This is a genomic window from Pseudomonas sp. GW456-E7 (assembly GCF_059424105.1).
In genome coordinates this window covers 55,591-73,933 of sequence record NZ_JBWKZB010000030.1, presented here as the reverse complement: position 1 = coordinate 73,933, position 18,343 = coordinate 55,591, and the positions used below count along the sequence as shown (strand labels likewise).

Annotated in this window: 22 protein-coding genes; 5 read left to right on the top strand and 17 right to left on the bottom strand. The window is 59.7% G+C overall.

Annotated elements, in window-relative coordinates; all coding sequences use genetic code 11:
- The 3 genes from AC07YV_RS19200 to AC07YV_RS19190 are packed head-to-tail and all read right to left on the bottom strand — an operon-like array spanning window position 1 to window position 1,624.
- The gene (locus tag AC07YV_RS19200) at window positions 1-708 is read right to left on the bottom strand and encodes a PilW family protein (RefSeq protein WP_102701723.1); all 708 of its coding nucleotides are present in this window, start codon (window positions 706-708) and stop codon (window positions 1-3) included.
- Window positions 705-1,154 carry a type IV pilus modification protein PilV gene (gene pilV / locus AC07YV_RS19195; protein ID WP_102701724.1) on the bottom strand — a complete coding sequence of 150 codons (450 nt, stop codon included), beginning with the start codon at window positions 1,152-1,154 and terminating at the stop codon, window positions 705-707. Before pilV ends, AC07YV_RS19200 begins: the two co-directional genes overlap by 4 nt.
- The gene (locus AC07YV_RS19190; protein WP_102701725.1) at window positions 1,151-1,624 is read right to left on the bottom strand and encodes a GspH/FimT family pseudopilin; all 474 of its coding nucleotides are present in this window, start codon (window positions 1,622-1,624) and stop codon (window positions 1,151-1,153) included. Before AC07YV_RS19190 ends, pilV begins: the two co-directional genes overlap by 4 nt.
- Before the next feature lie 124 nt (window positions 1,625-1,748).
- On the opposite strand from AC07YV_RS19190, the gene AC07YV_RS19185 reads away from it, so the two are divergent.
- Complete coding sequence (locus tag AC07YV_RS19185; RefSeq protein ID WP_102701726.1) at window positions 1,749-2,288, top strand: GspH/FimT family pseudopilin; 540 nt, start codon at window positions 1,749-1,751, stop codon at window positions 2,286-2,288.
- Here the strand turns inward: AC07YV_RS19185 and ispH are convergent.
- The 6 genes from ispH to murJ form a co-directional block, all read right to left on the bottom strand.
- Window positions 2,257-3,204 carry a 4-hydroxy-3-methylbut-2-enyl diphosphate reductase gene (gene ispH / locus AC07YV_RS19180; protein ID WP_102701727.1) on the bottom strand — a complete coding sequence of 316 codons (948 nt, stop codon included), beginning with the start codon at window positions 3,202-3,204 and terminating at the stop codon, window positions 2,257-2,259. The genes AC07YV_RS19185 and ispH overlap by 32 nt on opposite strands.
- A gap of 176 nt (window positions 3,205-3,380) precedes the next feature.
- A complete protein-coding gene (fkpB, locus tag AC07YV_RS19175; protein WP_173900849.1) occupies window positions 3,381-3,818 on the bottom strand; it encodes an FKBP-type peptidyl-prolyl cis-trans isomerase in 438 nt (145 codons plus the stop codon).
- 7 nt (window positions 3,819-3,825) lie between these two features.
- Window positions 3,826-4,338, bottom strand: coding sequence for a signal peptidase II (gene lspA / locus AC07YV_RS19170; protein ID WP_007970932.1), 513 nt, complete (start codon window positions 4,336-4,338; stop codon window positions 3,826-3,828).
- Window positions 4,331-7,162 carry an isoleucine--tRNA ligase gene (ileS, locus tag AC07YV_RS19165; protein WP_102701728.1) on the bottom strand — a complete coding sequence of 944 codons (2,832 nt, stop codon included), beginning with the start codon at window positions 7,160-7,162 and terminating at the stop codon, window positions 4,331-4,333. Before ileS ends, lspA begins: the two co-directional genes overlap by 8 nt.
- A gap of 13 nt (window positions 7,163-7,175) precedes the next feature.
- Window positions 7,176-8,114, bottom strand: coding sequence for a bifunctional riboflavin kinase/FAD synthetase (gene ribF, locus AC07YV_RS19160; protein WP_104451400.1), 939 nt, complete (start codon window positions 8,112-8,114; stop codon window positions 7,176-7,178).
- Window positions 8,115-8,243: 129 nt separating this feature from the next.
- Window positions 8,244-9,782, bottom strand: coding sequence for a murein biosynthesis integral membrane protein MurJ (gene murJ, locus AC07YV_RS19155; RefSeq protein WP_102701730.1), 1,539 nt, complete (start codon window positions 9,780-9,782; stop codon window positions 8,244-8,246).
- Window positions 9,783-10,034: 252 nt separating this feature from the next.
- Between murJ and rpsT the strand changes: the two genes are divergently transcribed.
- A complete protein-coding gene (gene rpsT / locus AC07YV_RS19150) occupies window positions 10,035-10,313 on the top strand; it encodes a 30S ribosomal protein S20 (protein ID WP_007970922.1) in 279 nt (92 codons plus the stop codon).
- 184 nt (window positions 10,314-10,497) lie between these two features.
- On the opposite strand, the gene AC07YV_RS19145 is transcribed toward rpsT, so the two are convergent.
- The 5 genes from AC07YV_RS19145 to rplU form a co-directional block, all read right to left on the bottom strand.
- A complete protein-coding gene (locus AC07YV_RS19145; RefSeq protein WP_064675817.1) occupies window positions 10,498-10,962 on the bottom strand; it encodes a CreA family protein in 465 nt (154 codons plus the stop codon).
- A 12-nt stretch (window positions 10,963-10,974) separates the two neighbouring features.
- On the bottom strand, window positions 10,975-12,093 hold the full coding sequence (gene proB, locus AC07YV_RS19140; protein WP_033047437.1) for a glutamate 5-kinase: 1,119 nt from the start codon (window positions 12,091-12,093) through the stop codon (window positions 10,975-10,977).
- A 133-nt stretch (window positions 12,094-12,226) separates the two neighbouring features.
- Complete coding sequence (gene cgtA, locus AC07YV_RS19135) at window positions 12,227-13,450, bottom strand: Obg family GTPase CgtA (protein ID WP_008052064.1); 1,224 nt, start codon at window positions 13,448-13,450, stop codon at window positions 12,227-12,229.
- A gap of 195 nt (window positions 13,451-13,645) precedes the next feature.
- Window positions 13,646-13,903, bottom strand: coding sequence for a 50S ribosomal protein L27 (gene rpmA / locus AC07YV_RS19130; RefSeq protein ID WP_003281574.1), 258 nt, complete (start codon window positions 13,901-13,903; stop codon window positions 13,646-13,648).
- 35 nt (window positions 13,904-13,938) lie between these two features.
- On the bottom strand, window positions 13,939-14,253 hold the full coding sequence (rplU, locus tag AC07YV_RS19125; protein WP_003176051.1) for a 50S ribosomal protein L21: 315 nt from the start codon (window positions 14,251-14,253) through the stop codon (window positions 13,939-13,941).
- 240 nt (window positions 14,254-14,493) lie between these two features.
- On the opposite strand from rplU, the gene AC07YV_RS19120 reads away from it, so the two are divergent.
- From AC07YV_RS19120 to AC07YV_RS19110, 3 genes are all read left to right on the top strand, one after another.
- Window positions 14,494-15,462 carry a polyprenyl synthetase family protein gene (locus AC07YV_RS19120; RefSeq protein ID WP_007970914.1) on the top strand — a complete coding sequence of 323 codons (969 nt, stop codon included), beginning with the start codon at window positions 14,494-14,496 and terminating at the stop codon, window positions 15,460-15,462.
- Window positions 15,463-15,665: 203 nt separating this feature from the next.
- Complete coding sequence (locus AC07YV_RS19115; protein WP_007970912.1) at window positions 15,666-16,007, top strand: zinc ribbon domain-containing protein YjdM; 342 nt, start codon at window positions 15,666-15,668, stop codon at window positions 16,005-16,007.
- 198 nt (window positions 16,008-16,205) lie between these two features.
- Window positions 16,206-16,463: a PA4570 family protein gene (locus AC07YV_RS19110; RefSeq protein ID WP_102701731.1), complete on the top strand. Its 258-nt coding sequence runs from the start codon at window positions 16,206-16,208 to the stop codon at window positions 16,461-16,463.
- A gap of 137 nt (window positions 16,464-16,600) precedes the next feature.
- Here the strand turns inward: AC07YV_RS19110 and bamJ are convergent, their stop codons facing one another.
- The 3 genes from bamJ to AC07YV_RS19095 form a co-directional block, all read right to left on the bottom strand.
- Window positions 16,601-17,218 (bottom strand): BamJ family beta-barrel-assembly machinery protein, encoded by a 618-nt coding sequence (gene bamJ, locus AC07YV_RS19105; protein ID WP_007970907.1) that lies wholly within the window; start codon window positions 17,216-17,218, stop codon window positions 16,601-16,603.
- A 120-nt stretch (window positions 17,219-17,338) separates the two neighbouring features.
- Complete coding sequence (locus AC07YV_RS19100; protein ID WP_015096896.1) at window positions 17,339-17,629, bottom strand: DUF6482 family protein; 291 nt, start codon at window positions 17,627-17,629, stop codon at window positions 17,339-17,341.
- Between the two features lie 215 nt (window positions 17,630-17,844).
- Complete coding sequence (locus tag AC07YV_RS19095; protein ID WP_007970904.1) at window positions 17,845-18,333, bottom strand: TIGR00645 family protein; 489 nt, start codon at window positions 18,331-18,333, stop codon at window positions 17,845-17,847.
- Between the last annotated feature and the right edge of the window lie 10 nt (window positions 18,334-18,343).

The following is an 18,343-nucleotide window of genomic DNA, read 5'->3' as shown; positions in this document are numbered from 1 at the left end:
TCATGGCAAGCGGTTGCGCAGCGCGGCAACCACGTTGAAGGTTTGATCGCTCACCCGACGGCTCGGATCGGTGAGGGTCAGGCTCAGGCGAACGCTACGAATCAGCGCGGGGTCCGGCGGGTTGCTGCTGTAGCGCGATGCTGCCAGATCAGTGGCCGTGCTGGCCAAGCCGAAGCTCACGTCGAAAGCGCCGACATTGTCCACCAGTACCTGGTCTGCTGCGGCCCCGCCCTTCATGAGCAATTGGTTGTTACTGAACCTGTATGTCAGCCGCCGGATCGGAAATGCCTGCTGCCCTGCCGCTGGCGTCCGGCCTTCACTGTAGGCCGTCGAATGGGTTTTACAATCGGAAAGCACAGTCCAGTCCGGCTTGTCGCCATTGCTGCCGACATCCGACATCACCAGCGTCAACTGGCGGCCGCCGTTGTCCCAACGAATCGGCGTTGTACGACTGGAATGGAAATCACCCTCCTTACTTGAATCAGTGATCGTTTCCAGACAACCGAACATCCCGACCATGCGGATTTCCTTAATCATTTTGCTCAGTACGAAACGTGCATCCTCCTGCATGTTCGCGGCCGCACTCTGGCTGAGATAAGTGTTCTTGGCCGCGATGAAAACCTGCACCACGCCGAGCACCACGATCAGGCTCAATGCCAGGGCGATCAGCAACTCGACCAGGCCAAAGCCTTTGCTGCAACGAATCATGGGGTCGCCCCCGGATCGACGGCCGTGCGGCTGGTCAGGACGAAGCTGCGCCGCGAGTCGGCAGTATTCGCGGCCCGTGAGTCGTCCCAGTTGATCGTGATGGTGTACAGCTGCTGGTTGACGGTGACCCTGCCGGTCGCGGTGGCGCCGAGTGAGCTGACAATGTTGGCGTTGAAGTCAAACAGGTCCTGATCCCGGGCAACATCCGGATTGCCCGAAGCCGGAGGCGCAATGGTGTAGTCCGCAGCGGCATTGGCGCGAATGCGGTCCAGCATGTCGTAGGCGATAAAACTGGCCTGACTGGTCATGCGCGCGCTGTCCGTGTACTTCAGCGCATTGAGCTGAAACGCCGCTGCGCCCAGCAATCCCACTCCCAGAATGACTAACGCCACCAGGACTTCGACCAGCGTCATGCCCTCCTGCGCGCCTTGCATCCCTGCCCTCATCCGCAACGTCCACCCAATAGAATTCGTCCGTTCAAACACACTGTCAGCGTCCTGCTTTGTGCTCCCCGCCCATAGCTGATCAGCACCTCCGAGGACGGTGATGACAATCCGCCCAGACTGTTGAAATCGATGGCAGTGACGCCAGAGGTTAGCGCCAGAGTTGCGCCGCTGCTCATCGCCGGAACAACCCGCAATACATTGGCCAAAGCGCCAGTACCGTCGTAAATCGCCAGCTCCCCACTCCAGACATCCCCGCCGGCTGTCGGCCGTACCCGTGTGGTAGTGCCCCGTTCGATGGCTTCGAGCCGGGCAACATTCAACGCTCGCTGCAGGTCCGCGATTTCGGTATCAGCCCTGGTTGTTTGAGTCGAGCGGGTAAACGCCGGGACGGCCATAGTCAGCAGGATCAGAAGAATCGCGAGCGCGATCAGCAACTCGATCAGCGTGAAACCTTTTGTACGATGCTCCATCGGGCCCTTCTGTTTCCTTCGGCTATACCTGCTGTTGCGCAGCACAACGTTCGAACGATGCTGTGCGTTGCCATTTCTCGCGCACGGATTGCGCGAGCCACAGCACGCCACGGAGGGAAATATCATGCGACAACACGGCTTCAGCCTGATCGAACTGCTCATGGGACTGGCAATTACAGGAATTGTTCTGCTTCTGGTGACTCCGGCGTTCGCAACGCTGATCGAGTCGAACCAAAGACAGCAAGCGGCGCAGGCTCTTTTCAGTGGTATTCGCACCGCCCGGAGCGAAGCCATCGTCCGCAACCAGGCCGTGGTGATTCACGGCATCAATGGCGACTGGAGCCAAGGCTGGCGGATGATCCTGGATATCAGCGGCAAGGGGGAGATGGACAGCGACAATCCACTGTTGGCCGAACGCCAGAGCGGCGCACGCGTGTCGATTGCAGGGAACGGTTCGGTTGAAAGCTCAATACGCTTCAAAGGTCAGGGCGAAGCACTGATTGGAGGAACGCTATACATTTGCGCCGCTCGCGAGCAGGTAAGCCGACATCAAGTGGTGTTGGCACGGACCGGCCGCGTCAGCCTGCGCAACGACAAGGTTGAGCAGGCGTTATGCGAGAAAAGGACTGGATTCAGAGCAACGAGCGAACACGCAGTTCTTTAGGCATCGAGAACGTGATGTTCTCCTCGCGACCGGCCAGCTCATCGGCACCGGTGGCACCCCAGGCCTGCAACTGCTGGATCACACCGCGCACCAGGACTTCCGGGGCGGATGCGCCAGCGGTGATGCCGATACGCTCGACGCCGTCGAACCAGCTCTTTTGCAGGTCTTCGGCACCATCGATCAGGTAGGCCGGAGTGGACATGCGCTCTGCCAGCTCGCGCAAGCGATTGGAGTTGGAACTGTTCGGGCTGCCGACCACCAGCACCACGTCGCACTCGTCGGCCAGTTGCTTGACCGCGTCCTGACGGTTTTGCGTGGCGTAGCAAATGTCGTCCTTGCGCGGTCCGCCGATGGCCGGGAAGCGCGAACGCAGGGCATCGATAACGCGACTGGTATCGTCCATCGACAAGGTGGTCTGGGTCACGAAGGCGAGCTTTTCAGGGTTGTTCACCTGCAACGCCGCGACATCTTTCTCGTCTTCGACCAGGTAGATCGCGCCACCATTGCTGCCATCGTACTGGCCCATGGTGCCTTCGACTTCCGGGTGACCGGCGTGGCCGATGAGAATGCACTCTCGGCCGTCACGGCTGTAGCGCGCCACTTCGATGTGGACTTTGGTCACCAGCGGGCACGTAGCATCGAACACTTTCAGCCCGCGGCCAGCCGCTTCGCTGCGCACGGCCTGGGAAACGCCGTGTGCACTGAAGATCACAATGACGTCGTCCGGCACCTGATCCAGCTCTTCGACGAAGATCGCACCACGGGAGCGCAGGTCTTCGACGACAAATTTGTTGTGGACCACTTCGTGGCGCACATAGATCGGCGGCCCGAAAACTTCCAGGGCGCGGTTGACGATTTCGATCGCCCGGTCCACACCGGCGCAGAAGCCACGGGGGTTGGCGAGTTTGATTTGCATGCTGTGCCTCGTGTCTTGCGCGCGAAAAATGGTAATGCCCTGCCGTTCGTCGAACACCGTGTTCAAGAACAGCGAGGGTTCAGTGTGGGAGCGGGCTTGCTCGCGAATGCTGACTGACATTCAACATTGATGTCGTCTGACACACCGCTTTCGCGAGCAAGCCCGCTCCCACACTTTTACAGTGCTTTGACGTTGATGATCTCGACGTCAAAGGTCAGCGTCTTGCCCGCCAGCGGGTGGTTGAAGTCGATGGTCACTTGCGCGTCGTCGAACTCTTTCACCACGCCCGGCAGTTCAGTATTGGCCGCATCGTTGAAGATCACCAGCAAACCCGGCGACAGTTCCATGTCTGCAAACTGCGAGCGCGGAATGATCTGCACGTTTTGCGGGTTCGGCTGGCCGAACGCGTTTTCCGGCTCGATGCTCAGTGTACGCTTGTCACCGGCCTTGAAACCGAACAGGGCTGCTTCGAAACCTGGCAACAGGTTGCCGTCACCGACCTTGAAGGTCGCCGGGGCTTTGTCGAAGGTGCTGTCCACCGTGTCGCCATTCTCCAGGCGCAATGCGAAATGCAAGGTGACTTCCGTGTTCTGGCCGATGCGTTGCTCAGCCAATACCTGTTCAGTCATGAACGGTTTCTCCGGTCTTTTTACTTTTGAACATATCCAGTGCCAGCATCACCGCACCAACGGTAATTGCGCTGTCGGCAAAGTTGAACGCCGGGAAATACCAGCGGTTCTGCCAATGCACCAAAATGAAATCGATCACATGGCCCAGGGCAATGCGGTCATACAGATTGCCCAGCGCGCCGCCGAGCACCAGCGCCAGCGCGACCGCCAGCCAGGTCTCGTTGCGCCCCAGACGTTTGAGCCACACCACCAGCACCGCACTGACCACCACCGCGATCAAGGCGAACAGCCAGCGCTGCCAGCCGGAGCTGTCAGCCAGGAAGCTGAACGCCGCGCCAGTGTTGTAGGCCAGGGTCCAGCTGAAGTAATCGGGGATGATCACGATCTGCTGGTACATCTGGAGCTTGCCTTCGAAGTAGAACTTGCTGGCCTGGTCGATGACCAGGACCAGCAAACTCAACCAGAGCCAGCTCAGCCGTCCGAAACGGCCAACGGCATTAGGCATAGTGACGGACCTCGCCAGCGCCGCTGATGTTATCCACGCAACGACCGCAGATTTCCGGATGCTCCGGATTCACGCCGACGTCTTCGCGGCAGTGCCAGCAACGGGCGCATTTGGCGTGGGCCGACTTGACGATCTTCAGCTTCAGGCCGCTGACTTCAGTAACGACCGCGTCCTCGGGTGCCTTCACAAACGGGGCAACGCTGGCAGTCGAGGTGATCAGCACGAAACGCAGTTCGTTGCTCAGCTTGGCCAGGTCGGCAGTCAGCGCGTCTTCGGCGAACAACGTCACTTCGGCTTGCAGGTTGCCACCGACAGCCTTGGCTGCACGCTGGATTTCCATTTCTTTGTTGACCGCGACCTTCACTTCCATGATGCGGTCCCAGTAGGCGCGACCCAGCTCGAAGCCTTCCGGCAGCTCGCTCAGGCCTTCGTACCAGGTGTTGAGCATGACGGACTCGTTACGCTCGCCCGGCAGGTACTGCCACAGTTCGTCGGCGGTGAACGCCAGGATCGGCGCGATCCAGCGCACCAGCGCCTCGGAGATGTGGAACAGCGCGGTCTGGCACGAACGGCGGGCCTTGCTGTCGGCGCCAGTGGTGTACTGGCGATCCTTGATGATGTCGAGATAGAAGCCACCCAGCTCCTGCACGCAGAAGTTGTGGATCTTCGAGTACACGTTCCAGAAGCGGTATTCACTGTAGTGCTCTTGCAGCTCACGCTGCAGCAGCAGGGTGCGATCCACGGCCCAACGGTCCAGCGCCAGCATTTCTTCGGCCGGCAGCAGGTCGGTGGCCGGGTTGAAACCGGTCAGGTTCGACAGCAGGAAGCGCGCGGTGTTACGGATACGCCGGTAGGCGTCCGCACTGCGTTGCAGGATCTGCTCGGAAACCGCCATTTCACCGGAGTAGTCGGTAGATGCGACCCACAGGCGCATGATGTCGGCGCCCAGGGTGTCGTTGACTTTCTGCGGCGCGATCACGTTGCCCAGGGACTTGGACATCTTGCGGCCGGACTCGTCGACGGTGAAACCGTGGGTCAGCAGTTCGCGGTACGGCGCGTGGTTGTCGATGGCGCAACCGGTCAGCAGCGACGAGTGGAACCAGCCGCGGTGTTGGTCCGAACCTTCCAGGTACAGGTCGGCGCGCGGGCCGGTTTCGTGGCCCATTGGGTGGGAACCGCGCAGGACGTGCCAGTGCGTGGTGCCCGAATCGAACCAGACGTCCAGGGTGTCGCTGATCTTGTCGTACAGCGGCGCTTCGGCGCCCAGCAGCTCGGCGGCGTCCAGCTTGAACCAGGCTTCGATGCCTTCGACTTCGACGCGCTTGGCAACTTCTTCCATCAGTTCGACGGTACGTGGGTGCAGCTCGCCGCTTTCCTTGTTCAGGAAGAACGGGATCGGCACGCCCCAGTTGCGCTGACGGGAGATGCACCAGTCCGGACGGTTGGCGATCATCGAGTGCAGGCGCGCCTGGCCCCAGGCCGGGACGAACTGGGTGTCTTCAATGGCCTTGAGCGAGCGCTGGCGCAAGGTGTCGCCGGTGGTCGGCTGCTTGTCCATGCCGATGAACCACTGCGCGGTGGCGCGGTAGATCAGCGGGGTCTTGTGACGCCAGCAGTGCATGTAGCTGTGTTCGATGATGGTGGTATGCAGCAGCGCACCGACTTCGGTCAATTTGTCGACGATGGCCGGGTTGGCCTTCCAGATGAACTGGCCGCCGAAGAACTCCAGCGAAGGCACGTACACGCCGTTGCTTTGTACCGGGTTGAGGATGTCGTCGTTGACCATGCCGTACTTCTTGCAGGTCACGAAGTCGTCCACGCCATAAGCTGGTGCAGAGTGAACCACGCCAGTACCGGCGCCCAGCTCGACGTAGTCGGCCAGGTATACCGGTGACAGGCGGTCGTAGAACGGGTGGCGGAAGTTGATCAGTTCCAGCGCCGAACCAGCAGCGGTAGCGATCACCGAACCTTCCAGCGAGTAGCGCGCCAGGCACGACTCGACCAGCTCTTCAGCCAGCACCAGCAGTTTGTCGCCGACGTCGACCAGGGCGTAGTTGAATTCCGGGTGGACGTTCAACGCCTGGTTGGCCGGGATGGTCCACGGGGTGGTGGTCCAGATCACGATCGAGGCTGGCTTGCCCAGGGCAGGCAGACCGAAGGCGGCAGCCAGCTTGGCTTCGTCGGCAATCGGGAAGGCCACGTCGATGGTCGAGGACTTTTTGTTCTCGTACTCGACTTCCGCTTCAGCCAGGGCCGAACCGCAGTCGAAGCACCAGTTCACGGGCTTCAAGCCCTTGAACACGAAACCGCCCTTGACGATTTCAGCCAGGGCACGGATTTCCCCGGCCTCGTTCTTGAAGTCCATGGTCTTGTACGGGTTGGCGAAGTCGCCCAGCACGCCCAGACGGATGAACTCGGATTTCTGCCCTTCGATCTGCTCGGTGGCATAGGCACGGCACAGTTCACGGGTCTTGTCCGCGCCCAGGTTCTTGCCGTGGGTCACCTCGACCTTGTGCTCGATCGGCAGGCCGTGGCAGTCCCAGCCCGGGACATAAGGTGCGTCGAAGCCCGACAGGGTCTTCGAGCGGATGATCATGTCCTTGAGAATCTTGTTCAGCGCATGACCGATGTGAATCGTGCCGTTGGCGTACGGAGGGCCGTCGTGCAATACGAACTTCGGACGATCCTTGCCAATCTCGCGCAACTTTCCGTACAGGCCAATACTGTCCCAGCGCTGCAGGATCTGCGGTTCGCGCTGTGGCAGGCCGGCCTTCATTGGGAAGGCGGTGTCCGGAAGGTTTAGCGTGGCTTTATAGTCGGTCATTTAAGGCTCTTCATTAGCGATGGGCGCTAGGTGCGGCTAGTGCACGGGCGGCGGCGACATCCGCGCTGATCGCCGTTTTCAGTGCCTCCAGAGAGGCGAAACGCTGCTCTTCACGCAGCTTGTGGTGGAATACCACCGTTAAACGCCGGTCATACAGATCGCCGGCAAAATCTAAAAGATGCACTTCCAGGTGGGCTTTGCCATCACCTTGAACCGTGGGCCGCACGCCGATATTGGCGACGCCGGGCCAGGTCTTGCCATCGATCTCGACGTCCACCAGGTAAACCCCGGTGAACGGTACGCGACGGCGCTTGAGTTGTATGTTGGCCGTGGGCGTACCCAACTGCCGAGCAAGCTTCTGGCCATGCAATACGCGACCGGCGATCCGGTACGGCCGCCCGAGGAGGCGTTCGGCCAGGGCGAAATCCGCGGCGGCCAGGGCATTGCGGACCTGCGTGCTGCTGACCCGGATGCCATCCAGCTCGACGGTTTGCGCCGCTTCGACGGTAAATCCCTGAAGGATGCCGGCCTGTTGCAGGAAATCGAAATCTCCCGCGCGGTCACAACCGAAACGGAAGTCATCACCGACCTCCAGGTGCTGGACACCCAGGCCATCGACCAGAATGGTATCGACGAACTCGCTGGCGCTGAGTTTGCTCAGGCGCTGGTTGAAAGCCAGGCACAGAACGCGGTCGACGCCTTCGGCGGCCAACAATTGCAGCTTATCCCGCAGACGGGCCAGACGGGCCGGTGCGGTCTCCGGAGCGAAGAACTCGCGCGGTTGCGGCTCGAAAATCACCACGCAACTGGGCACGCCCAACTCGAGCGCACGCTCACGCAGCCGCGCCAGGATAGCCTGGTGGCCACGGTGTACACCGTCAAAGTTGCCAATAGTGGCGACACAGCCCCGATGCTGGGGGCGCAGATTGTGGAGGCCTCGAACCAGCTGCATAACGCGCTTCTTGCTCATAAAGTGGTCGATTATAACCACACCCGGCGGCCGACGACAGGCAACACCGTAACCCAAAGTGATCGAGCCGACAAAACCGCCGGCCCGCCCGTGTTTATCGAGGCCGGAACCTCAGCCCAGCGTCTTGCGATTGAAGTCGCGCAAACGGAAGCCCATCAACACTAACATGCCGAAATAGGCCACCACACCGGCAACGACCAAGGCACCCAGACGCAGGAAACGCTCAAGCATCTGCCCCTCACCCCAGGCCGGCATGAAATGCATCCCTGCCAGCAACACGCCAGACATCACCGCCACCGCAATCACCAGCTTGAAGCCGAACTTTGCCCAGCCCGGTTGCGGCTGGTACATCTGCTGTTTACGCAGCTGATAGAAGAGCAACCCCGCATTGAGGCAGGCGCCGGCGCTGATGGCGAGCGCCAGGCCCGCGTGAGCCAGAGGACCAATCAGCAACAGGTTAAACAACTGAGTGACGACCAGCGTGAAAATTGCGATTTTCACCGGCGTGCGGATGTTTTGTTGCGCATAAAAGCCCGGCGCCAGCACTTTAATCACGATAATTCCGAGCAACCCCACGGAATAGGCGATCAACGCACGCTGGGTCATGGCCGCATCATGGGCATCGAACTGACCATACTGGAACAGGGAAACCGTCAGCGGTTCGGCCAGAATCCCCAGCGCCAGGGCGCAAGGCAATACCAGCACGAAGCACAGTCGCAGGCCCCAGTCGAGGATGCGCGAGTATTCGTGGCGATCCTTGCTGGCGTAGGTCTTGGCCAGGGTCGGCAGCAGAATCGTCCCCAGCGCCACGCCCAACACCCCGGACGGCAGCTCCATCAAACGGTCCGCGTAATACATCCACGACACGGAACCGGCCACCAGGAAAGACGCGAAGATGGTGTTGATGATCAGCGAAATCTGGCTCACCGAGACACCGAGAATGGCCGGCAACATTTGCTTCATGACGCGCCACACACCGCTGTCACGCAGGTTCAGGCGCGGCAGTACGAGCATGCCGATCTTTTTCAGGTGCGGTAGCTGATAGAGCAACTGCGCCAGGCCACCGACCAGTACCGCCCAGCCGAGCGCCATGACGGGCGGATCGAAGTACGGCGTCAAAAACACCGAAAAGATGATCATGCTGACGTTCAGCAGGGTCGGCACGAAGGCCGGCACCGAAAAGCGGTTCCAGGTATTGAGGATCGCGCCGGCCAACGACGACAGGGAAATCAGCAGGATGTAGGGAAAGGTCACCCGCAACAGACTGGAAGTCAGTTCGAATTTTTCCGGCGTGTCGGTGAAACCCGGCGCGGTGACCCAGATGACCCACGGCGCGGCGATCATGCCCAACGCCGTGACCAGCGCCAGTACCAGCGTGAGCAGGCCCGAGACGTAGGCGATGAAGGTACGCGTCGCCTCTTCACCCTGCTGGCTTTTATATTCGGCAAGAATCGGCACGAACGCTTGGGAAAACGCCCCTTCGGCAAAGATTCGCCGCAGCAGATTGGGCAATTTGAAGGCGATAAAGAAGGCGTCGGTCGCCATTCCTGCGCCAAATGTACGCGCGATGAGGGTGTCTCGGACAAACCCCAGAATCCGGGAAAGCATCGTGATAGAGCTGACGGCGGCCAACGATTTGAGCAGATTCATGGAAAGAGTTTGTGCCTGTCGATAAACAGCAGGCGAACTACGCGCCTACTTGTGCGATACTCCGCGCCGCAACAGCACAGAGCCAAAGCTCGCGAGTTTACAGGTCACACGCCGGAAAGAAATATCCCGTCGCACCACGCCTACCACTTAGCGGAACGTTTCAAGCGCCCTTGACAAGACTTCAACTCATCGGCATGATTCGCGGCCTATTTTGTTTGCTATTTCCTAAAAAGTCTTTCGAGGAGCTCGACGGTGGCCAACTCACCTTCCGCCAAAAAACGTGCAAAACAGGCTGAGAAGCGTCGCAGCCACAACGCCAGCCTGCGTTCCATGGTTCGTACCTACATCAAGAATGTAGTTAAGGCCATCGACGCAAAAGACGCTGCCAAAGCTCAAGCCGCTTACGTTCTGGCTGTGCCAGTTATCGACCGTATGGCCGATAAAGGCATCATCCACAAGAACAAGGCCGCTCGTCATAAGAGCCGCCTGAATGGCCACGTGAAGGCCCTGAACGTTGCCGCTGCTGCCTAAGCGACACGCTCATTAAAAAACCGACCTCAGGGTCGGTTTTTTATTGCCTGCGATTTGATGCACCCACCACAAAAAACTGTGGGAGCGAGCCTGCTCGCGAAGAGGCCATCACATTCAGCATCATCACCGACTGTCACGCCGCCTTCGCGAGCAGGCTCGCTCCCACATTTGGATCTGCGCTAGCTTATTGAGCGTGCGCCCACGGCAAGATCGGAATCGCCGTCACCGCATTCTGCGGACTGCCCTCGATCAAGCGATCGCTGTACACCAGGTACACCAGCGTATTGCGCTTCTTGTCGAGGAAGCGCACCACCTGCATGGTCTTGAACACCAGGGACGTGCGCTCCTTGAACACCTCGTCGCCATCCTTGAGCTCACCCTTGAAGCTGATCGGCCCGACCTGCCGGCAGGCGATGGACGCCTCGGCACGGTCTTCGGCCAATCCAAGACCACCCTTGACCCCGCCCGTCTTGGCGCGCGACAGGTAGCAAGTCACACCCTCGACCTTGGGATCATCAAAAGCCTCGACCACGATCCGGTCATTTGGCCCGACGAACTTGAACACCGTCGACACCTGACCGATTTCCTCGGCCGAAGCCAGCAGCGGCATCGCCAACAGCAATCCCAACCATCCTTTTGCCACGCGCATTCAGGTATTCCTTCAGACCAGAATCAGGTTATCGCGGTGAACCAACTCCGGCTCCGCCATGTAACCCAGCAGACCGACAATCGCCTCGGACGACTGACCGATGATTTTTTGCGCTTCCAGCGCACTGTAGTTGGCCAGGCCGCGGGCAATCTCACGACCGTCCGGCGCCACGCAAACCACCATCTCGCCGCGACGGAAGCTGCCCTGCACCAATTTGACCCCGACCGGCAGCAAGCTCTTGTTGCCCTGGGACAACGCGGTCACCGCACCGGCATCCAGCACCAGGGTGCCACGGGTTTGCAGATGACCGGCCAGCCACTGCTTGCGTGCCGCCAGCATGCCGCGCTCCGGCGAGAGCAAGGTGCCGATGCGCTCGCCCGCCTTGAGGCGATCCAGCACACGCTCAAGCCGCCCACCGACGATGATGGTGTGAGCACCGGAACGGGCCGCCAGACGCGCCGCGCGCAGCTTGGTCTGCATGCCGCCACGCCCCAGCGCCCCGCCCGTACCGCCCGCCACCGCATCGAGCGCCGGATCATCGGCACGCGCTTCGTAAATCAGCTGGGCATCCGGATTGTTGCGCGGATCGGCGTCGAACATGCCATCGCGATCCGTCAGGATCACCAGCAAGTCAGCCTCGACCAGGTTCGCCACCAGCGCCGCCAGGGTGTCGTTGTCGCCGAAACGGATTTCGTCGGTGACCACGGTGTCATTCTCGTTGATGACCGGAATGACCTTGAGCTCGACCAATGCGCGCAAGGTACTGCGGGCGTTCAGGTAGCGCTTGCGGTCGGACAGGTCGTCGTGGGTCAGGAGAATCTGCGCGGTATGCCGGCCGTGCTCGGCAAAGCTCGACTCCCAGGCCTGCACCAGCCCCATCTGGCCGATTGCAGCAGCGGCCTGAAGCTCGTGCATCGCACTGGGTCGCGAAGTCCAGCCCAAGCGGCTCATACCGGCCGCCACCGCCCCGGAGGACACCAGCACCAGTTCGACACCCGCCTCATGCAAGGCCACCATCTGCTCAACCCAGACACCCATTGCCGCGCGATCCAGGCCCTTGCCGTCCGCCGTCAGCAAAGCGCTGCCGATCTTCACGACCCAACGCTGCGCACCTGTCACCTTGCTCCGCATCATCTTCAACCTTAGCTTGAGGACAGCGCGACCTGGCACTGCCCGTGACGTTATTCGTGGCTATTCGCGACCAACGATTTACAGATACTAAAACGCCGCTCGATTGAGCGGCGCTTAAGTTTATCGCAACGAATCAGTCACGCACGTAAATGATTTCCGGACCGTCTTCGTCATCCACATCTTCTTCGTCCCAATCATCGTCGCCGATGTCGTGGACCGACTTCACGCCGCTGCGACGCAGGGCACGCTTGTCATCCAGCGCCTGCAGCTGCGCGCGAGCTTCGTCTTCGATGCGCTGATCGAGATCGGCCAGCTCTTCCTTGTAGGCCGGGTCATTGGCCAGGCGATCAGCACGATCTTCCATGTAACGCATGATGTCGTGGCACAGACGCTCGGTACCGAGCTTGGAGATGGCCGAGATTACGTAGACCGGACCGGTCCACTCCAGGCGATCGACGATCTCCTTGACGCGAGCATCGTGCTCCTCGTCAAGGATCTGGTCGCACTTGTTCAGGACCAGCCAGCGATCACGCTCCGCCAGGGACGGGCTGAACTTGATCAGCTCGTTGACGATCACCTCAGCGGCATCCGGTGCACTGGCGTCATCCAGCGGCGCCATGTCCACGAGGTGCAGCAGCAGGCGCGTACGCGCCAAGTGCTTGAGGAAGCGAATGCCCAGACCAGCACCTTCGGAAGCACCTTCGATCAAACCCGGAATATCGGCAATGACGAAGCTCTTCCAGCGATCGACGCTGACCACACCCAGGTTCGGCACCAGCGTGGTGAACGGGTAGTCGGCAACTTTCGGCTTGGCAGCCGAAACCGAGCGGATAAAGGTACTTTTACCGGCATTCGGCAAACCCAGCAGACCGACGTCAGCCAGTACTTTCATTTCCAGCTTCAGGTCGCGCTGCTCACCCGGCTTGCCCGGAGTGGTCTGGCGCGGCGCACGGTTGGTACTGGACTTGAAACGGGTATTGCCCAGACCGTGCCAGCCGCCCTGCACTACCATCAATTTCTGACCGGCCTTGGTCAGGTCGCCGATGACTTCCTGAGTTGCGGAGTCGATCACCGTGGTGCCGACCGGAACGCGCAGGATCAGGTCTTCACCCTTCTTGCCGGTGCAGTCGGTGCTGCCGCCGTTGGAGCCACGCTCGGCATCGAAGTGCCGGGTGTAACGGTAGTCCACCAGGGTATTGAGGTTTTCGTCGGCCATCATGTAGATGGAACCGCCATCACCACCATCACCACCGTTCGGACCACCGTTTTCGATGAATTTTTCCCGACGGAAACTCATGGCGCCATTGCCGCCATCACCGGCCTTTACTCGAATCGATACTTCATCAACAAACTTCATAACAAACGCCTCTCGCCATACGGACGAGCCGAAAAACAATCAAGACATAAGACTCTTGCAAAAATGAGCGCAGCGACCCCAAACCACGACACCTACATCGTACGCCGACAGCCCATACAAACAGCTTTGCAAGAGACTCACCCCACAAACGAAAAAGCCCCGTCGCGAGACAGGGCTTTTCCAGCGATCGCGCAATTAAGCTGCGACTACGCTCACGTAACGACGACCGAAGGCGCCTTTTACTTCGAACTTGATCACGCCTTCGACTTTAGCGAAGAGGGTGTGATCTTTACCCATGCCAACGCCGTAGCCAGCGTGGAATTGGGTACCGCGCTGACGCACGATGATGTTGCCTGCTTTGATAGCCTGGCCGCCATACATCTTCACGCCAAGGCGTTTGGCTTCTGAGTCGCGACCGTTACGGGTACTACCACCAGCTTTTTTGTGTGCCATGAGTTCAATTCTCCTAGTGAGGAATTAGGCTGAAATTAAGCCTGAATACCGGTGATTTTGATCTCGGTGTACCACTGGCGGTGGCCCATACGCTTCATGTGGTGCTTACGGCGACGGAACTTGATGATGCGGACTTTATCGTGACGACCTTGGGAGATCACTTCAGCCACAACGGTAGCGCCAGCAACAACTGGAGCGCCGATATTCACGTCGTCACCGTTGGCAACCAACAGAACGCGATCAAAGGTAACGGATTCGCCGGTAGCGATTTCCAGTTTTTCGATCTTCAGGTATTCACCTGGGGCGACTTTGTACTGCTTGCCGCCAGTAACGATTACTGCATAAGACATGGTATTTCTCCGATAATCCTGCTCACCCAGCTCTTTATAAGAAGAGGTATTGGCTGGCATGGCTGCATGGGGCTGGAAGGCCCGCTTGCAATTGCGTAAGGCAGGTGCTGCCCAGGAAGTTCAGGGTGCGCGATTGTACGCAAGCCACGCCAGCCTTGCAAGGGGCCGTCCATCGCGCCTTGACACCTGCTGGCGTGGGTCCTAGCATGCCGCGCAACCCTTCTGGAGCGACTGTCGCTGATGCAACCCCAAGCTTTCTACCGCGCGGTGGCGGACGATTTTAGCGCCGTCGACGGCATCATCAAGAAGCAGCTGACTTCGCGGGTGCCGCTTGTATCGAAAATCGGCGATTACATCACCTCGGCCGGCGGTAAACGCCTGCGCCCCTTATTAGTGCTGCTGTGTGGCAAGGCCCTGGGCCGTGAAGGCGACGAACTGCGCCTGTTGGCCGCCACCATCGAGTTCCTGCACACCGCCACCCTGCTGCATGACGACGTGGTCGACATGTCCGGCATGCGTCGTGGCCGCTCGACCGCCAACGCCATGTGGGGCAACGCGCCAAGCGTGCTGGTCGGTGACTTCCTGTATTCGCGCTCCTTCGAAATGATGGTCGAACTGGGTTCCATGCCAGTGATGAAGATCCTTTCGCAAGCCACGCGCATCATCGCCGAAGGCGAAGTGCTGCAGCTGTCGAAGGTGCGGGACGCCAGCACCACCGAAGAAACCTACATGGAAGTCATCCGCGGCAAGACCGCGATGCTCTTCGAAGCCTCGACCCACAGTGCTGCCGCCCTGTGCGAAGCCACGCCGGAACAGGCCGAAGCCCTGCGTACATTCGGGGATCACCTGGGGGTGGCCTTCCAGCTGGTCGACGACCTGCTTGACTACAAAGGCGACGCCGAGACCCTGGGCAAGAACGTCGGTGACGATCTGGCCGAAGGCAAGCCGACCCTGCCACTGATCTACACCATGCGCGAAGGTACGCCGGAACAGGCCGCCCTGGTGCGCAAGGCGATCCAGAAAGGCGGAATAGAAGATCTGGAAAGCATCCGCGAAGCCGTGGAAGCCTCGGGTTCGCTGGAGTACACCGCACAACTGGCCCGCGATTATGTGGCCCGCGCGATCAAGTGCCTCGAAGCGCTGCCCGCCAGCGAATACCGCGATGCACTGGTTGAACTGAGTGAGTTTGCAGTAGCCCGCACGCACTGACAATACTGCAAAACCCTGTGGGAGCGAGCTTGCTCGCGATTAGGCACTTACATTCAACATTGTTGTTGACTGAAAGGACGCCATCGCGAGCAAGCTCGCTCCCACAGGTATGTTCCCCACAGGTTTTCCTGCGCCGTGCCCTCTCCCACCTAAAACCCTATATAATGTACGCTTTTTAGCGATCCTGAATCCAAGGAGCCTTAGTGAGCACGCTGCCACCCTGCCCAAAATGCAATTCCGAATACACCTACGAAGACGGCACCCAACTGATCTGCCCCGAGTGCGCCCACGAATGGTCCGCCAGCGGTGAAGCCGAAGCGGCGTCCGATGACACAGTGAAAAAGGATTCGGTCGGCAATGTCCTGCAGGACGGCGATACCATCACCGTGATCAAGGACCTCAAGGTCAAGGGTACGTCCCTGGTGGTCAAGGTCGGCACCAAGGTCAAGAACATCCGCCTGTGCGATGGCGATCACGACATCGATTGCAAGATCGACGGCATCGGCCCGATGAAACTCAAGTCCGAATTCGTCAGAAAAGTCTGATTCTGCTGCATCCATCCTGCGCCCGACGCGGGATGGAACTCCCTCCCCCCTCACCCGGTAAATCCACGTAATAGCCAGACGCCAGTCCTTTTGACCTGACGCAATCTTTACCCGGAAAAAAGCGCAAACCGCCAATAGGCCCTTGCTATTTGATGAATAAGAATTATTCTCATCAAACCTTCAATGGAGATGAGAACCATGACTTATTTGATCGATGCCTGGCTGGACCGCCCGCACCCTTACCTCAGGATCCTGCATCGGGAAACCGGGGAAGTCTGTGCCGTACTGGAAGAAGAAGCCTTGAACGAGCTGCAGGACCAGGGTGACCTGGACGTCAGCGGCCTGAGTTCAAGCGAGCCGGTGGTGCTCAAGGAACTGGTGCGCAATCTGTTTCTGTTCTGCTATGCCCGGGCGTTGCGCCCGCACAGTGAGCTGCACCACAAGATCGAAGTATGAGAGTCACCGAAAAAACTGTGGGAGCGGGCTTGCTCGCGAAAGCGGTGTGTCAGGCAACCTGTTTGTCGACTGAATAAACGCCATCGCGAGCAAGCTCGCTCCCACATTATTAGCCCGACGCCATATCAGGCCAGGTCTTACAGAACGTCAAGCAGCTCGACGTCGAACACCAGTACGCTGTGCGGCGGGATGCCGCCAACGCCTTGAGCGCCGTAAGCCAGTTCGCTCGGCACGTACAGACGCCATTTGCTACCGGCGTTCATCAGTTGCAGGGCTTCGGTCCAGCCGGCGATCACGCCGCCAACCGGGAATTCTGCAGGCTGGCCGCGCTCGTAGGAGCTGTCGAACACAGTGCCGTCGATCAGGGTGCCGTGGTAGTGAGTACGCACGGTGTCTTCACGGGATGGCTTGGCGCCTTCGCCAGCAGTCAGAACTTCGAACTGCAGGCCGGAAGCCAGAGTGGTGATGCCTTCACGCTTGGCGTTTTCAGCCAGGAAAGCCAGGCCTTCGCCAGCGGCCGCTTCAGCCTTGGCTGCAGCTTCGGCCTGCATGATTTCACGAATGACTTTGAAGCTGGCGGACATTTCTTCCTGACCCACGCGGCTTGGCTTGCCGGCGAATGCGTCGGTCAGACCCGCCAGGATCGCGTCCAGGCTGACACCCGGTGGCGGGTTGTCACGCAGTTGGTCGCCCAGCTGACGGCCAATACCGTAGCTGACGCGGGTTTCGTCGGTGGACAGATTTACTTCGGACATGACACTGCTCCGCTGTGCGGACGGCCTGGAACTTGCCGTGCGTGCACAGCGCGTCCCGGAGCGCCCGGAACCAAAAGGGCCAGCAGACTAGCACAGATGACATGCCATTGATGAGGGACGTCAGGCGATCGGCACCTTCAGGGTATCCTGCACATCGGCAACCAGCCCGCACATCTCGTCATGCACGACGGTGTGCACAAGGTTGAAGTGCAGCTTGGGAAAGGAGCGCAGCACATCGCGGGCATGCTCCACCGAACGCAGGCTCATCATGTGCCCGTGCGCATCGCTCAATGGATACGCCGCGCCATGCATCCGCGCCTCAAGCAGGTAGATGCCACCTTCCATGGAGATCAGGTTCAGCTCATCGACCTTCCCGGCGACGGCATAGGCATTCAACTCTTGCAGGTTCATGTACGCACCTCACGCAATGGCGAGCCAACATACTTACAGGGATAGGCTTCGGTGCATCAAAGCACAAGCCACTGGCCGGACCGTTTGTCTGTTATCGCGAGAGGTTGTGGCGAGCGAGCTTGCTCGCGCCGGGCAGCGCAGCAGCCTCAAAAAAGCGGGATCGCTTCGCAATCCAGCGGGAGCAAGCTCCCTCGCCACAAGGGAGCCTGACCGGATCAGTGCTTGGTGACTTTATCCAGGTAACCCATGGCGAATGCCGAGACCACGAAGGTCATGTGGATGATCACGTACCACTGCAGATGTTCGGGGTCGACGTTCTTGGCGTCCATGAAGATGCGCAGCAGGTGAATGGACGAGATTGCCACGATCGACGCGGCCACCTTCATCTTCAGCGACGAAGAGTCCATGGTGCCGAGCCAGTTGAGCTTTTCCTTGCTGTCGTCGATGTCCAGTTGCGAGACGAAGTTCTCGTAGCCGGAAATCATCACCATCACCAGCAAACCGCCCACCAGCGCCATGTCGATCAACGACAGCAGCACCAGGATCAAGTCCGATTCGGCCATCGAGAACACGTTCGGGATGACGTGGAAGACTTCCTGGAAGAATTTCAGTGCCAGCGCCAACAGCCCGAGGGACAGGCCGAAATAGATCGGCGCCAGCAGCCAGCGCGAGGCGTACATTGCATTTTCGATAAAGCGTTCCATTGAAACTCAC

Bases quoted from the DNA above. Each gene is read 5' to 3' on its own strand.
- AC07YV_RS19200 (WP_102701723.1), bottom strand. From the start codon at position 708: ATGATTCGTTGCAGCAAAGGCTTTGGCCTGGTCGAGTTGCTGATCGCC.
- pilV (WP_102701724.1), bottom strand. From the start codon at position 1,154: ATGAGGGCAGGGATGCAAGGCGCGCAGGAGGGCATGACGCTGGTCGAA.
- AC07YV_RS19190 (WP_102701725.1), bottom strand. From the start codon at position 1,624: ATGGAGCATCGTACAAAAGGTTTCACGCTGATCGAGTTGCTGATCGCG.
- AC07YV_RS19185 (WP_102701726.1), top strand. From the start codon at position 1,749: ATGCGACAACACGGCTTCAGCCTGATCGAACTGCTCATGGGACTGGCA.
- ispH (WP_102701727.1), bottom strand. From the start codon at position 3,204: ATGCAAATCAAACTCGCCAACCCCCGTGGCTTCTGCGCCGGTGTGGAC.
- lspA (WP_007970932.1), bottom strand. From the start codon at position 4,338: ATGCCTAATGCCGTTGGCCGTTTCGGACGGCTGAGCTGGCTCTGGTTG.
- ileS (WP_102701728.1), bottom strand. From the start codon at position 7,162: ATGACCGACTATAAAGCCACGCTAAACCTTCCGGACACCGCCTTCCCA.
- ribF (WP_104451400.1), bottom strand. From the start codon at position 8,114: ATGCAGCTGGTTCGAGGCCTCCACAATCTGCGCCCCCAGCATCGGGGC.
- murJ (WP_102701730.1), bottom strand. From the start codon at position 9,782: ATGAATCTGCTCAAATCGTTGGCCGCCGTCAGCTCTATCACGATGCTT.
- AC07YV_RS19145 (WP_064675817.1), bottom strand. From the start codon at position 10,962: ATGCGCGTGGCAAAAGGATGGTTGGGATTGCTGTTGGCGATGCCGCTG.
- proB (WP_033047437.1), bottom strand. From the start codon at position 12,093: ATGCGGAGCAAGGTGACAGGTGCGCAGCGTTGGGTCGTGAAGATCGGC.
- cgtA (WP_008052064.1), bottom strand. From the start codon at position 13,450: ATGAAGTTTGTTGATGAAGTATCGATTCGAGTAAAGGCCGGTGATGGC.
- rpmA (WP_003281574.1), bottom strand. From the start codon at position 13,903: ATGGCACACAAAAAAGCTGGTGGTAGTACCCGTAACGGTCGCGACTCA.
- rplU (WP_003176051.1), bottom strand. From the start codon at position 14,253: ATGTCTTATGCAGTAATCGTTACTGGCGGCAAGCAGTACAAAGTCGCC.
- AC07YV_RS19120 (WP_007970914.1), top strand. From the start codon at position 14,494: ATGCAACCCCAAGCTTTCTACCGCGCGGTGGCGGACGATTTTAGCGCC.
- AC07YV_RS19110 (WP_102701731.1), top strand. From the start codon at position 16,206: ATGACTTATTTGATCGATGCCTGGCTGGACCGCCCGCACCCTTACCTC.
- bamJ (WP_007970907.1), bottom strand. From the start codon at position 17,218: ATGTCCGAAGTAAATCTGTCCACCGACGAAACCCGCGTCAGCTACGGT.
- AC07YV_RS19100 (WP_015096896.1), bottom strand. From the start codon at position 17,629: ATGAACCTGCAAGAGTTGAATGCCTATGCCGTCGCCGGGAAGGTCGAT.
- AC07YV_RS19095 (WP_007970904.1), bottom strand. From the start codon at position 18,333: ATGGAACGCTTTATCGAAAATGCAATGTACGCCTCGCGCTGGCTGCTG.